General features: G+C 63.8%; 11 protein-coding genes. 9 read left to right on the top strand and 2 right to left on the bottom strand.

All coding sequences use genetic code 11. The features are described from left to right. Window positions 1-306 precede the first annotated feature (306 nt). From LU493_RS07285 to LU493_RS07250, 8 genes are all read left to right on the top strand, one after another. Window positions 307-1,599: an NAD(P)/FAD-dependent oxidoreductase gene (locus LU493_RS07285; RefSeq protein WP_275287129.1), complete on the top strand. Its 1,293-nt coding sequence runs from the start codon at window positions 307-309 to the stop codon at window positions 1,597-1,599. Between the two features lie 33 nt (window positions 1,600-1,632). Further along, window positions 1,633-2,775, top strand: a complete 1,143-nt coding sequence (locus LU493_RS07280) for an ABC transporter ATP-binding protein (protein ID WP_275287127.1) — start codon at window positions 1,633-1,635, stop codon at window positions 2,773-2,775. Window positions 2,776-2,785: 10 nt separating this feature from the next. After that, the gene (locus tag LU493_RS07275) at window positions 2,786-3,706 is read left to right on the top strand and encodes an ABC transporter permease (protein WP_275287126.1); all 921 of its coding nucleotides are present in this window, start codon (window positions 2,786-2,788) and stop codon (window positions 3,704-3,706) included. Continuing rightward, complete coding sequence (locus LU493_RS07270; RefSeq protein ID WP_275287125.1) at window positions 3,703-4,500, top strand: ABC transporter permease; 798 nt, start codon at window positions 3,703-3,705, stop codon at window positions 4,498-4,500. The genes LU493_RS07275 and LU493_RS07270 overlap by 4 nt, the downstream gene beginning before the upstream one ends. 39 nt (window positions 4,501-4,539) lie before the next feature. Then, window positions 4,540-5,604, top strand: a complete 1,065-nt coding sequence (locus LU493_RS07265) for an ABC transporter substrate-binding protein (protein WP_275287124.1) — start codon at window positions 4,540-4,542, stop codon at window positions 5,602-5,604. 152 nt (window positions 5,605-5,756) lie between these two features. Next, window positions 5,757-7,124: a glutamine synthetase family protein gene (locus LU493_RS07260; RefSeq protein ID WP_275287123.1), complete on the top strand. Its 1,368-nt coding sequence runs from the start codon at window positions 5,757-5,759 to the stop codon at window positions 7,122-7,124. A 215-nt stretch (window positions 7,125-7,339) separates the two neighbouring features. Continuing rightward, window positions 7,340-8,404: a polyamine ABC transporter substrate-binding protein gene (locus LU493_RS07255; protein ID WP_275287122.1), complete on the top strand. Its 1,065-nt coding sequence runs from the start codon at window positions 7,340-7,342 to the stop codon at window positions 8,402-8,404. A gap of 162 nt (window positions 8,405-8,566) precedes the next feature. Continuing rightward, a complete protein-coding gene (locus LU493_RS07250; RefSeq protein ID WP_275287121.1) occupies window positions 8,567-9,859 on the top strand; it encodes an NAD(P)/FAD-dependent oxidoreductase in 1,293 nt (430 codons plus the stop codon). A 66-nt stretch (window positions 9,860-9,925) separates the two neighbouring features. On the opposite strand, the gene LU493_RS07245 is transcribed toward LU493_RS07250, so the two are convergent. Continuing rightward, window positions 9,926-12,493, bottom strand: a complete 2,568-nt coding sequence (locus tag LU493_RS07245; RefSeq protein ID WP_275287120.1) for a GcvT family protein — start codon at window positions 12,491-12,493, stop codon at window positions 9,926-9,928. A gap of 336 nt (window positions 12,494-12,829) precedes the next feature. On the opposite strand from LU493_RS07245, the gene LU493_RS07240 reads away from it, so the two are divergent. Next, window positions 12,830-13,378 (top strand): glycine zipper 2TM domain-containing protein, encoded by a 549-nt coding sequence (locus LU493_RS07240; RefSeq protein WP_275287119.1) that lies wholly within the window; start codon window positions 12,830-12,832, stop codon window positions 13,376-13,378. Window positions 13,379-13,483: 105 nt separating this feature from the next. On the opposite strand, the gene LU493_RS07235 is transcribed toward LU493_RS07240, so the two are convergent. Further along, window positions 13,484-13,726: a formate dehydrogenase subunit delta gene (locus LU493_RS07235; RefSeq protein WP_275287118.1), complete on the bottom strand. Its 243-nt coding sequence runs from the start codon at window positions 13,724-13,726 to the stop codon at window positions 13,484-13,486. Window positions 13,727-13,734: the final 8 nt, after the last annotated feature.

Raw genomic sequence — 13,734 nt, 5'->3', positions numbered from 1 at the left:
CGATCCTCCCGGTGACTCCCTTCATGGTCGTGATGGTGTTTACTTGACGCCTATCGTTGATTGGTGACGATAGAAGGCCATCTCGAGTCGAGAGTCGAATGCCCTTCTGTAGGCGATTAAGCCTGTAAAATAAGGCGTTTGGCGTAACCTCGGCTCGATGCTGTTTCGGAAGACGTTGTTGTTTCGTTATTGAATACTTGACATTAAACGCACTGCTGGTGTCAAACTGAAACTGTCCCGATCGGTCGAAACCGTCGGGGTCGATGAACAACAACGAGCGCACCGCGCACCGAACAGGCTGACTGTATGAAGACTTCCGCGCTACACGAGCGCCCCGCCTCCTGGTACCGCGATTCCATCGCCGTCGAACTCGATTCCCACGGTCCTCTCGAAGATGACCTGCATGCCGATGTCTGCGTGATCGGCGGTGGCGTCACCGGCTGCTCGGCAGCGTTGCACCTGGCCGAGCGAGGGTACTCGGTGGTGTTGCTGGAAGCCGAGGACATCGGTCACGGCGCCTCCGGGCGAAGCGGCGGCCAGATCCTGCCCGGGCTCGGCACCGACATCGCCACGATCGAGCGGGCGCTGGGACTGGAGAGCGCCCGGCGCATCTGGGAGATGAGTCGTGAGGCGGTACGCCTTACCGCCGAACTGGTCGAGCGTCACGCCATTCCCTGTGAACTGGCCTGGGGCTATCTCCATGCAGCGGTCAAGCCGCGACATGTCCGGGAGCTGGAGGCGTTTCGCGAGGAGCTGAGCGGCAAGTACGGATACGAGGCACTGGAGTGGCTGGAAGGAGAGGCGCTGCGCGACCATGTGGTGACCGATGCTTACCCCGCCGCCCTGCATGATCGGGAGGGCGGCCATCTGCACCCCCTCAACTACACGCTGGGCCTGGCGCGTGCCGCCCAGCGTGCCGGTGTCCGACTGTACTCGCACAGTGCCGTCAGGGAGATTCGCCGTGGCGAGCCGGCCGTCGCGATCACCGATCGGGGACGTGTCACGGCCGATGTCGTGGTGATGGGGACCAACGCCTATCTGGCCGGCCTGGTGCCGGAACTGTCGGGGCGCATCATGCGTGCCGCCAACTACATGATCGCCACCGCGCCATTGACCGAGGAACAGGCGGCCCGTGTATTGCCGCGTGGTGATGCGCTGTCCGACGCCAACTTCGTGCTCGATTATTATCGTCTGTCGTCGGACCGCCGCCTCATCTATGGCGGCGAGGTCAGCTACGATGGACGTGAGCCCCCGAATCTTCAGGCGCGCATGGACGCCAAGATCGCGCGGCTCTTTCCAGTGCTCGAGGGCGTGCCCATCGAGTACCGTTGGGGCGGTGACGTGGCCATTACCCTCAATCGGGCGCCGGACTTCGGGCGCCTGGACGACAACCTCTTCTACGCCCAGGGCTATTCGGGGCACGGCATGGCCATGGCGGGGCTCGCCGGCAAGCTGATGAGCGATGCCATTGCCGGCCAGAGCGAGGGCTTCGATACCTTTGCCGCCATGCCGCATCGACATTTCCCCGGGGGGCGGCTGTTGCGCAAGCCGTTGCTGGTGCTGGCCACCCAGTTCTATAAACTTCGCGATCGCCTCTGAGCGAGGCCACGGACCAACGAAGAGGGCACCTCCATGAGCGATACCATTGCGGCGGATACCGCCGACCAGACGGGTGTGACGCCGGCGGCGGAGAGGCAACGGCAGGAGGCGTCGAGTCGCAAGGCCTCCGCCATCGAGCTGCGCGGCCTGCACAAGCGTTTCGGGCGAGACACCGTGGCGCTGGATGGGGTCGACCTGCATATCCAGGCCGGCGAGTTCTTTACCCTGCTGGGGCCTTCCGGTTGCGGCAAGACGACCCTGTTGCGCATTCTCGCCGGCCTCGAGGCCCCCGACCAGGGGACCCTGATCGTGGGTGGTAAGGAGCTTACCGAGGTGCCACCGCACCGTCGCAGCGTCAATACCGTCTTCCAGTCCTATGCGCTCTTCCCGCATCTCTCGGTGCGCGAGAATCTGGCCTTCGGTCTCAAGATGCGCGGCCTGCCGGCCGCTGAGCGTGATGCCAAGGTCGACGAGATCGCGGCCTTCATCAAGCTGGGCGACCTGGTCGATCGACGCGTCGACCAGCTCTCCGGCGGTCAGCGGCAGCGCATCGCCCTGGCACGGGCGCTGGTCTGCGAGCCCGATGTCCTGCTGCTCGACGAGCCCCTGTCGGCACTCGATGCCGGCCTGCGTGCCCAGCTCCAGGTCGAGCTGCAGCGCCTGCAGAAGAAACTGGGCATGACCTTCGTGTTCGTGACCCACGACCAGGATGAGGCGATGGTCATGTCGGATCGCATCGCCGTGCTCGATGGCGGCAATATCCAGCAGGTCGGGGCGCCCGACGAGGTCTACGAGCGTCCGGCCAATGCCTTCGTGGCTCGCTTCATGGGGCATGACAATCTGTTCGCCATTCATCGCAGCGAAGACGACTGGGTGGAGACCGAAATCGGCCGCTTGAGGCTGGTGCCCGACGAGCAGCGCGATGGCGCCGACGGGTGGCTGCTGGTGCGGCCCGAGACACTGGAGCTGGGGCCCGAGGTGCCGGAGGGCTACAACCGGATGACGGGCATCGTGCGCGAACGCCTGTATCGCGGCAGCCGCATCGAATATCGGCTCGAGGTCAACGGGCAGATGGTGATGGCCGTGGCCAGCAACCTGGGCCAGCGGATACACCGAGAGGGCGACGAAGTGACCATCAGCGTCTGTCCGGAAGACCTGGTCAGGGTCGCTGCCTGAGGAGAGAGTCATGGTCGAAATATCTCAACACGCGATGCGCCGCCGGGCCGTGGTCGGCGAGATGCGTCACCTGCTGTTCAGCGTCACGCCCGGTGCGGCCTGGATCGTCATCTTCCTGGTATTGCCCAGTGCCTATCTGATGGGCGTGGCCTTCATGACCAACGGTCCTTATGGCCTGCCGCAGATGCCTCTGACCCTGGATGCCTTCGAGCGTCTGGCCGGGTTCGGCTTTCTCGGCTGGAGTCCGGGGAATCTCTATACGCTGTTGCGCTCGCTGTGGCAGACCCTGCTCTCCACGACCCTTGTGGTGCTGGTGGCCTATCCCATCGCCTATTACATCACCACCTGCCGCGAACGGTGGCGCCCGATCATGCTGCTGGCGGTGGTGGTGCCGTCCTGGACCAACCAGGTGATCCGCACTTTCGGCTGGATGAACCTGCTGGCGCCGGGCACGCCCTTGTCGGAGCTGGCCGAGGGCCTCGGTCTGATCTCGCCCAACATGGGGCTCTATCCCTCCAACTTCGCGGTCACCCTGGGGCTGGTCTACAACTTCCTGCCGTTCATGGTGCTGCCGCTCTATGCGGCCTTCGAGAAGCTCGACACTGCCCAGGTCGAGGCCGCGCAGGATCTTTATGCCTCACCGATGCGGGCCTTCTGGCATGCGGTCTTCCCGCAGACTCTGCCGGGATTGCTGGCGGGTATCGTGCTGGTGGCCATTCCGGCGTTCGGCATGTACGTGATTCCTGAACTGCTGGGTGGCGGCAAGGGCATGATGCTGGGCAACCTGGTGGCCACCCAGTTCTCGGGCGGTTCCAACTGGCCGCTGGGGGCGGCCGGGGCGATCCTGATGTTGATCGCGACCTTCATCGGGCTCTTTGCCATGCGTCGCATCGGCAAGCGCCTGGGTGGCGGCGAGGAGGTGGTGATATGAACAAGCGCGCGCTGAAACGTGGCCTGACCGGCTTCTGGTGGTTGACCCTGTTCTTTCTCTACCTGCCCTTGGCGGTGGTGGTGTTGTTCTCCTTCAACGCCGCCAACAGCTCGGCCAGTTTCACCGGGGTCTCGTTGCGCTGGTACCGGCGCCTGCTGGGCAACGAGCAGATCCTCTCGGCCTTCACCAACAGCATGGTGCTGGCCATCGTCTCCTCGGTGATTGCCCTGGTCATTGGCTGCCTGATCGGCTATGGCATGTATCGCCACCGTCACCGCAAGCTCGGCTGGCTGATCGTGCTGATCTATCTGCCGATCGTGCTGCCGGACATCGTCTTCGGCATCTCCGAGATGGCCTTCTTCGTCCAGATTCACGAGGCCACCGGGCTATTGAAGCCGGGGCTCGGGACCATGATCATCGCCCATGTGACCTTCCAGATTCCCTTCGTGGCGTTGATCGTCTATTCGCGCTTCGTGGGGCTCGACCCGACGCTTTTCGAGGCCGCCAAGGATCTGTATGCCACACCGTTCAAACGGGTGCTGCACTTCATGTTGCCGACCATCAAGCCGGCGTTGATCTCGGCCTTCTTCCTGTCCTTTACGCTGTCCATCGATGACTTCGTCATCAGCTTCTTCACGGCGGGACCGGAAAGCGCGACCCTGCCGATCTATATCTGGGGCGCGATCAAGAAGGGGGTATCGCCGGAGATCAATGCCATCGCCTCTCTGATGATCGCCGCCGTGGCCGTTGCCGCCATCCTGAGTCTTATCTTCAGCCGTCGCCGGCAGGCTTAGGCCGGCATTACCACCATCGAGGGTAACGAGGAGTCCATCATGAAAATCAACAAGACGACACTGGCCCTGTCCCTGGGAAGCCTGGCGCTGGCCGGGCAGGTACAGGCACAGGAAAACAAGCTGTATCTGTTCAACTGGACCGAGTACATGGACCCCGCGATCATCGAGGCCTTCGAGGAGAAGTACGATGTCGAGGTGGTCCAGAACTACTTCAACTCCAACCCGGAGATGTTCGCCAAGCTTAATGCCGGCGGCGTCTCCCAGTACGATGTCATCGTGCCGTCGAACTACTACATTCCGCGCTTGATCGAGACCGGGCTGGTCAAGGAGCTCGACAAGTCGAAGCTCGATAATCTCGACAATGTCATGGAACAGTTCGCCGACCCGTCCTACGATCCCGGGGCGCGTTATTCTGCCCCCTACCAGTGGGGCGTGACCGGCATCATCTACAACACCGAGACCTTTCCCGAGGCCCCCAAGAGCTGGTCCCTTCTCTTCGATCCCGAGGTCAATTCGCAACACCCCTTCGGGGTGATGGGGGATGGCCAGGTCAGCATGGGGGGTGCCTGTGCCTATCTCGGTCATGGCTACGACTGCACCACCATGGAGGCCTGGCGTGAGGCGGCGCAGCTGCTCATCGAGACCAAGAATCGCGATACGTTCAGCGGCTTTACCGACGGCACGCCGGCCCTGCAGCAACTGGCCCGGGGAGTGACCCATGCGGGGCTTTCCTACAATGGGGACTTCCTGTTCTACAGGGAAGAGAACCCGGACGCCTTCGCCAAGATGGAATTCATGATCCCCGACGAGGGCGCCGAGATGTGGGTGGACGCCATGATGATTCCCAAGGAGGCGCCGAATCCCGACATGGCCTACAAGTTCATCGATTTCATTCTCGATGCCGAGATCGGTGCTCAGTTGTCCAACTACAACTACTACGCCAGCCCCAACGCCGCGGCCCGTCCCTATCTCGACGAAGTGTTGACCCAACCCCCGGTCCAGCCCAGCGAGTCGGACATGGAACGGCTGCGTTTCACGCCGACCCTGGAGGGCGAACAACTGCAGACGTTCCAGCAGCTGTGGTCAGAGGTGAAGTCGCGTTAACGCGTCAGACATTGTGAGATGCGAGCCACGAGCCACGAGCCACGAGCCACGAGCCACGAGACCAGGACTTGGGGTTCGCATCTCGCCGCTCGCCTGATGCGAGCGGCGAACGATGGAATCTGGCGCCCGTGTTCAGCAGCAAGGATATTCCCATGAGTAACCGTCAGGAGCTTCCGCTCCTCAGCGATTGGTTTCAACAGCACGGTATCACCGAGGTCGAGTGCCTGGTCGCCGACCTGACCGGCATCCTCAAGGGCAAGATCATGCCCGCCGGCAAGTATCTCAATGGTGGTCGCCCTCGACTGCCGGATTCGATCTTCATCCAGACCGTAACCGGTGGCTATCCCGATGACGAGGACACCCAGTTCTGGAATCCTGTCGAACGTGACATGGAACTGGTGCCCGATCCGAATGCCGTCTACCTGGTGCCCTGGACGGAGGACGCCACCGCCCAGATCATCCATGATTGCCACTATCTGACCGGCGAGGCGGTGGAGTTGTCGCCACGCCATGTTCTCAAGCGCGTGCTGTCATTGTACGAGGCACGGGGCTGGAAGCCGGTAGTGGCCCCCGAGGTGGAATTCTTCCTGGTCAAGACCAATACCGACTCGGACTATCCGCTCGAGCCGCCGATCGGCCGAAATGGACGGCAGGAGAGCAGCCGTCAGTCGTTTTCCATCGACGCGGTCAACGAGTTCGACCCGTTGTTCGAGGAGATGTACGACTACTGCGAGGCCATGGGCCTGGATCTGGACACCTTGATCCACGAGGAGGGGGCCGGCCAGATGGAAGTCAACTTCCAGCATGGCGACCCGCTGACACTGGCCGATCAGGTGGTGCTCTTCAAGCGGACCCTGCGCGAGACGGCACTGCGCCATGGCATGTATGCCACCTTCATGGCCAAGCCCATGGCGGGTGAACCGGGCAGTTCGATGCATCTCCACCAGAGCCTGATCGATGCCGAACGGGGGCATAACCTGTTCGCTGGCGACGACGATCAGCCCAGCCGCCTCTTCCACCATTTCATCGGTGGCCTGCAACGCTATCTGCCGGCTGCCATGCCGCTGCTGGCGCCCAACGTCAATTCCTATCGGCGGTTGCTGCGAACCGAAAGCAGTGGTTCGGCGCCGATCAACGTGGAATGGGGCATGGACAATCGCACCGTGGGCTTGCGGGTGCCGGTGTCCACGCCCGAGGCCACCCGGGTCGAGAATCGGCTGGCCGGTGCCGATGCCAATCCCTATCTGGTGATGGCAGCCTCGCTGGCCTGCGGCTATCTGGGGATGCTCAGCCAGCTCGAGCCGCGCCCCCCCATGGTCGGCTCGGCCTGGTCCCAGGGTAACAAGCTGCCCGACGACATCGGGCCGGCCCTGGAACTGTTGCGGGAGTGCAAGCCCCTCGCCGATATCCTGGGGGAACGCTTCACCAACAGTTACCTGGCGGTCAAGAGCGCCGAGCACCGCGAGTACTTCCAGGTCATCAGTTCGTGGGAGCGGGAACACCTGCTCCTGAGAGTCTGACGAGCGTCGGGACGACCGGCATGTCACCAGCTAAGCTTTGTCTGAAAAGTCGGCGAGCGATGATCAGACAAGGCAAAAATCGATGAAAAGACGGAGTTTACGCCGTGTAAATGAGTATTTTGAGTCGATTTTTAACGCTGGATGGGCGAGCGTAGCCAGTTTTCAGACAAAGCGTATAGGCTGGAAGGGTCTGCCCATCACACGGAGGTACTCTCATGCGACCCTTCCTGACCGCTATGGTCGGTGCCTGTCTGCTCGGCGCCGGCACCATGGCCATCGCCGCCGACGGCGACAAGCTGTATGTGTTCAACTGGACCGAATACATGGACCCCGAGGTCGTGTCGGACTTCGAGGAGGCATACGATGTGGAAGTGGTGCAGAACTACTTCACTTCCAATGCCGAGATGTTCTCGAAGCTTTCGGCGGGCGGCGATGCTCAGTACGACGTGGTGGTACCCACCGATTACTTCGTGCCCAGGCTCATCGAGGCGGGACTGGTTCAGCCGTTCGGCCCGTCCTTGCTCCAGGGACGCGAACATCTGATGGAGGCGTTCCGGCATCCTTCCTACGACCCGGAAGAACGTTATAGCGTGCCCTATCTCTGGGGCGTGACCGGCATCGTCTACAATACCGAAACCTTCCCCGATCCGCCGACTTCCTGGCGTCTGCTCTTCGATCCGGACGCGAATCCCGACCAGCCCTTCGCGCTGCTCGGCGGTGATCCTCAGGTGGCGTTGGGCATGGCCTGTGCCTATCAGGGGGCAGGCTTCGACTGTGTCGGCCAGCAACCCTGGGTCGAGGCGGCACGCCTGGTCGGCGAAACGCTGGACCGTCCCAACTTCACGGGCTTCGTCGATAGCACGGCGGCCGTCGAGCAGGTGGCCAGAGGCGTTGCGCAGGTCGCCGTGACCTACAGCGGTGATGTGGAATATCGCAAGGCAGCATCTCCCGACACGTATGCCCATCTCGAGTTCTTCGTGCCCGAGGAGGGCTCGCAGCTGGGCGTGGACACCCTGGTGATTCCCGCCCGGGCACCGAACCCGGAGCTGGCCCATGCCTTCATCAATTTTTTGATGCGTCCCGAGAATGCCGCGCGTTCGGCCGACTATGCCTACTATCGAACGCCCAACGAGGCGGCGCTCGAGCGACTCCCCCCAGCACTTGCCGAGAGTTCACGGCTGGATGACGACCGCCGTGAGCGTCTGGTCACCACGCCGCTCATCGAGGGGGAAACACTGCAGTTGCTGCAGCAGTTGTGGACGGAAGTGCGTAGTCGCTAGTTGCCCATGCCGGCCCTGGCCATGCCATCTTCAAGCCAGGCAATGGACTATCCCATGCCTGGTTTTTGGTGATTATAATGTGCCGACATGTTTGCTTTGGTGCGGATGTATACCTATCATCGGTGGAATAGTGTTGAATAAAATAACCACCTGGAGGCCTTCATGACTGCCACCTCGCCCACGGAGCACGTCGCATCCTGGTATGCGGCATCCGCGAACCCCGCCCCTCGGCGTCCTTCCCTGGAAGGAGAAGTCAGCTGTGATATCTGCGTGGTCGGCGCCGGCTTCACCGGTATGTCGGCGGCATTGCACCTGGCCGAGCAGGGGCTTGACGTGGTGGTGCTGGAAGCCTCCAGAGTGGGGTTTGGCGCATCCGGGCGCAATGGCGGACAGATCGTCAACAGCTACAGCCGCGACATGGACATGATCGAGTCCCGGTACGGCGCCGAGACGGCCCGTGCCCTGGGCGACATGGCCTTCGAGGGCAATCGCATCATTCGCGAGCGCGTGGCCGGCTATGATATCGCCTGCGATCTACGTGATGGCAACCTCTTTGCGGCCTGCAACGCCAAGCAACTCCAGGGGCTTCGTGAGCACAAGGCACTCTGGGAGCGGTATGGCCACCGGGAACTGGAACTGCTGGAGGGGACATCGCTCAAGCGCGAGGTGCATTCGGATCGCTACACGGGGGCTCTGGTCGACCATTCGGGCGGGCACCTGCATCCGCTCAACCTGGTGCAGGGCGAGGCCGCCGCCTTCGAGTCACGGGGCGGTGTGATCTACGAACAGACACCGGTAAACCGCCTGACGCATGGCGATCCGGTACAACTGACCACGCCCGCTGGCGTGGTGCGTGCCTCACGCGTCGTGATGGCCGGCAATGCCTATCTGCAGGGCGTGCTGCCCGAACTGGAAGGCAAGTCAATGCCCTGCGGCACCCAGATCATCGCCACCGAGCCGCTGGAGGAAGATCGTGCCCGAGCCCTGTTGCCGAACGGCATGGCCGTGGAGGATTGCAATTACCTGTTGGATTACTTCCGTCTCACCGCTGATAACCGGCTGCTCTATGGCGGTGGTGTCAACTATGGGGGGCAGGATCCGGACGATATCGAGTCGGTGATCCGGCCCAAGATGGAGAAGACCTTTCCCGGCCTGAAGGGGGTGGGGGTCGATCATGCCTGGAGTGGCACCTTCCTGATGACCCTCAACCGGTTGCCGCAGTTCGGCGTGCTCAACGACAACGTCTATTATGCTCAGGGCTATTCGGGCCATGGCGTGACGTGCACCCACTTGGCCGGACGCCTGATCGCCGAAGTCATGACCGGTCGCGAGGAGCGCTTCGATGCCTTCGCCGGTCTGCCGCACCTGCCGTTCCCCGGTGGCCGCATGCTGCGTGTGCCGCTCTCGGCCATCGGCGCCTGGTACTACGAGACCCGCGACCGTCTGGGGATCTGAAGTATTCATGCGTGCCCCGGCTCACTCCTCACTCCCTTACCCCAGCAATGACCTCCGGGATGCCTTTCAGCTCTTGGGGCGCAGGTTGTCGGGGTCGTAGAGCGGCTTGTAGCCCACCGCCTCGATGCGCAGGGGGTAGCGCTCTCCGAAGTATTCCATCAGCACGCTGTCGCCTTCCCGGGCGGACTCCACTGGCAGGTAGCCCAGGGCGATGTTCTTGCCTATCGAGGGCCCGAAGGCGAAGCTGGTCACGTAGGAGCGTCGCCCCAGCGAGTCCACCAGCACCTCGCCGCTCTCGGGGTCGAGGAGCGGCGCATGGCCCACGGGGAAGCGGGGCTGCCCCCGGGCATCCAGGTTGTCCTCCAGGGTCAGGGTGCAGAGGTAGGCCGGCTGGCGCTCGCGTTCGCGTTGCTCCAGATAGGCGGGCTTGCCGTGGAATGCCTCGGCCTTGACCCTGGGCCGTGCGAGGCCGGCCTCGTAGAGGTTGTAGTCGGTCAGCAGGTCGGCGTTCTGCAGCCGCAGGCTCTTCTCCAGGCGACGGCTGTTGGCGTAGGTCTCGATGCCTACCGGCGTGACCCCTTGCTCGAAGAGCAGGTCCCAGAGGGTCAGGCCGTAGCTGAAGGGCACATAGAGTTCCCAGCCCTGCTCACCCACGTAGGAGATGCGGAAGGCCCAGACCGGCAGGCCACCTAGCCGAATTTCCCGGGCCGTGGCGAAGGGGAAGCGTTCCTGATCCAATGCCCGGGGATCGTCAGCCACCCGCTCGAGGGTCCGCCGGGCATTGGGGCCCCAGACGCCCAGGGTGGCCAGGCCATCGCTGCGGTCCTCCAGGCGCCAGCGGGTCAGTCCCTGGCGCTCGGCCATGCGGTTGATCCACGCCAGGTCCCGGGGACCGGTGTCGCCACCGCAGACCACCCGGAAGGCATCGTCGGCCAGGCGGATGATGGTGAGGTCCGAATGGACGCCGCCGACCTCATCGAGGAAGTGCGTGTAGATTCCCTTGCCGACGGGCGTCGCACCGCCCACCCTGGCCACCGAGAGATATTCCAGCAGGGCCTCGGCATCGGGCCCGATGAGGTCGTAGATGGCGAAGTGGGAGAGGTTGATCATGCCCACGTCGTCGGAGAGCGCCAGGTGTTCGGCGTTGGAGACCCGCCAGAAGTGCCGTGCGTCCCATTCCACCGGGCGTTCGGGGATCCGTTCGCCGTAGCGTTCCAGCAGGTGATCGTTGGCGGCATAGCCATGGGCGCGTTCCCAGCCTGCCGCTTCCATGAAGTGGCCGCCGAGTTCCACCTCCCGGGGCCAGAAGGGCCCGCGACGCAGGTTGCGGCCCGATTCGAAGGGCTCGCGGGGGTGGACCGCCGGGTCATAGATCTTGCGGGCGATTTCCTGGCAGCGACCGTAGACGTAGTCCGGGGTCTTCTGCACCGGATAGAAGCGGGCGATGTCGATGCCGTGGGGGTCGAGCTCGGGGCGCCCGGTGGTCAGCCAATCGGCCAGTACCTTGCCCATCCCCGGGCCGTCCTTGACCCAGACCGCTTCGCAGAACCAGAGGCCTCGGGTTTCCGGCGATTCGCCGACCAGCGAGCCGCCGTCGTTGGTCACCGAGAGCAGGCCGTTGAAGGAGTGCTTCTCGTCCCAGCCCAGCTCGCCGAGGATCGGGGTGAGTTCGATGGCCCGCTCGAAGGGCGTCATGACCTGATCGAGCTCCAGGTCGCGCATGGAAGGCGAGAGCCTCGCCTGATGGCGCTCCAGTATCTCGCCGGGGCGCACCAGCCGTGGTGTGGTGGTCTCGTAATAGCCCCACTCGATCTGGCCGCCCTCGGTGGTGGCGGGGTCGCCGGTGTCGCGCAGGTAGGCCGAGTTGCCCTGGTCGCGCAGCAGCGGGTAGCCGATCTCCTTGCCGGTGCCGGCAAAGGTATCGAAGGGTCCGAAGAACAGCAGCGGGTGTTCGACGGGCATGAGCGGCAGGGTGGCGCCACCCAGGGCCGCTGGAACGGGGCCCCAGATGCCAGCGGTGAGGATGACCACGGAGGTTTCGATATAGCCCCTGGGGGTCTCGACGCCCTGGACGCGGCCGTCGCGGACATCGATATCGATCGCCGGGGTGTCGGCGAAGGTGGTGAGCTTTCCGGATGCCTTCGCCATCTCGACAAGCTCGCCGGCGACCTGCTGGGAACGCGGTACCACCAGCCCGGCATCGGGATCCCAGAGGGCGCCCTGGATCAGCGTCTTGTCCAGCAAGGGGAAGCGCTCGGCGGCCTCGTCCGGGTCGATCAGTCGGGCTCGGGTCCCGAAGGCCTGGCCCGAGTCGACCTTGCGGGCCAGTTCCGCCATGCGGGCGTCGTCGTCGACCCGGGCCACCTCCAGGCCGCCGATGCGGGCGTAATGGCCCAGTGCCTCGTAGAAGCGCTGACTGTAGGTGGTGGTATAACACGACATCTTGTCGTGGGCGGTCATGAAACAGAAATCCGAGGCGTGGGCCGTGGAGCCGATGTCCGAGGGGATCGACGACTTGTCTATTCCCACCAGGTTGCTCCAGCCCAGCTCGATCAGATGATGGGCCACGGAGGCGCCGACGATGCCCCCCTGGCCAATGATCACCGCGTCCGCCTGCGTGGGGAAAGTCGCCATGGTCGTGCTCCTCCGTTGCCGCGTGGCCCGAGTGTGCCATCTCCCTGTCAAGCTAATGCACCCCGGCAGACCAGGCTGCTCCATCACGACGCCGGCATGTGTCGTGGCGACAGTCTGGAGGCAGGAGGCGCAACCGTCGTCGTCGGGCGACAGGGGCGCAACAACTGTGGAACGCCACCCGACGGCCTGGAGCCGCGGGTGAGGGGGAGCGATACTGGGCGATGTCGGAGACGTCGCAGGAAGCGGCGTGGTCGACCATCGCAGCCGTCTGGAGCGATTCCCAGGATTTCAGCGAGTGGCGCCCCGGGCGCCCGACAACCCGACAAGAGGTGGAACATGAGCAAGTCGATCATGGTGGGAAGCGTCCTGGCGGTACTGGGGCTCGGCGGCATGGCCTTCGGCGCCTGGCAGGTCCAGGAAAATCGTCAACCCCAGTTTGCGGACATCACCGGGGTCGAGCCCCTGACTCGCACCGTGGAGACCCCGCGAGAGGTCTGTGAGAATGTGACGGTCCAGCGCCAGGCACCGACCCGGGATCCGCATCGCGTCGTCGGTACGGCTGCTGGTGCCATCGTCGGTGGTCTGCTTGGCAATCAGGTTGGCGGGGGCAGTGGCAAGAAGATCGCCACCGTGGCCGGTGCGGTCGGTGGCGGACTGGCAGGGCGTGAGGTGCAGGAGCGTGTCGAGGCCGGCCAGACGGTCAGCACCACCGAGCGGCGTTGCCAGACGGTAACCGACTCCCATCAGGAAACCACCGGTTACGAGGTCAGTTGGCGCTACGACGGCCAGGTGCATACCAGCCGCCTGGATCGGCGCCCCGAGGGCGAGACGGTCCGCTTGGTCGACGGTGAGCCGCAGTGGGGCGAACCTCGGACCCAGGGATAAGCGTTCTCGATACCGGGGCAGGGATGGTGCCCCATGGTATGGCGGGCATGAAACGGAAGGGCCGACCCCCGGCGGGTCGGCCCTTCTGCGTCTCGTTGGCGATCGTCAGCCGGCCTTGGCGGCTTGCCGCTCGGCCAGGCGCGTCACGGCCTGGCGGGCCAGTGGTTCCAGGCCGCTGTCGGGTTCGTCGAGGCAGGCGACGATGCGTTGCTTCATGGACCTGGCCCAGAATTTCTCCAGATGGGCGCAGACGCCCTCCACGGCTTCTGCGGTTTCACGGCCGCCGCTCAGGTTGGCGGCGATCTGGTTGACCATGTGCACCAGTGTCTGGCCTTGATCGTGCGACATTCTCGACT

Origin of the sequence: Halomonas elongata, from assembly GCF_029081005.1 — a bacterium.
Classification (GTDB): domain Bacteria; phylum Pseudomonadota; class Gammaproteobacteria; order Pseudomonadales; family Halomonadaceae; genus Halomonas; species Halomonas elongata_B.
Note: the sequence above shows the minus strand (reverse complement) of the source record. Positions and strands in the feature narration are given on the sequence as shown.

Coding starts and splice junctions, on each gene's coding strand:
- LU493_RS07255 (WP_275287122.1), top strand. CDS start 7,340: ATGCGACCCTTCCTGACCGCTATGGTCGGTGCCTGTCTGCTCGGCGCC.
- LU493_RS07250 (WP_275287121.1), top strand. CDS start 8,567: ATGACTGCCACCTCGCCCACGGAGCACGTCGCATCCTGGTATGCGGCA.
- LU493_RS07245 (WP_275287120.1), bottom strand. CDS start 12,493: ATGGCGACTTTCCCCACGCAGGCGGACGCGGTGATCATTGGCCAGGGG.
- LU493_RS07235 (WP_275287118.1), bottom strand. CDS start 13,726: ATGTCGCACGATCAAGGCCAGACACTGGTGCACATGGTCAACCAGATC.
- LU493_RS07285 (WP_275287129.1), top strand. CDS start 307: ATGAAGACTTCCGCGCTACACGAGCGCCCCGCCTCCTGGTACCGCGAT.
- LU493_RS07265 (WP_275287124.1), top strand. CDS start 4,540: ATGAAAATCAACAAGACGACACTGGCCCTGTCCCTGGGAAGCCTGGCG.
- LU493_RS07280 (WP_275287127.1), top strand. CDS start 1,633: ATGAGCGATACCATTGCGGCGGATACCGCCGACCAGACGGGTGTGACG.
- LU493_RS07275 (WP_275287126.1), top strand. CDS start 2,786: ATGGTCGAAATATCTCAACACGCGATGCGCCGCCGGGCCGTGGTCGGC.
- LU493_RS07260 (WP_275287123.1), top strand. CDS start 5,757: ATGAGTAACCGTCAGGAGCTTCCGCTCCTCAGCGATTGGTTTCAACAG.
- LU493_RS07270 (WP_275287125.1), top strand. CDS start 3,703: ATGAACAAGCGCGCGCTGAAACGTGGCCTGACCGGCTTCTGGTGGTTG.
- LU493_RS07240 (WP_275287119.1), top strand. CDS start 12,830: ATGAGCAAGTCGATCATGGTGGGAAGCGTCCTGGCGGTACTGGGGCTC.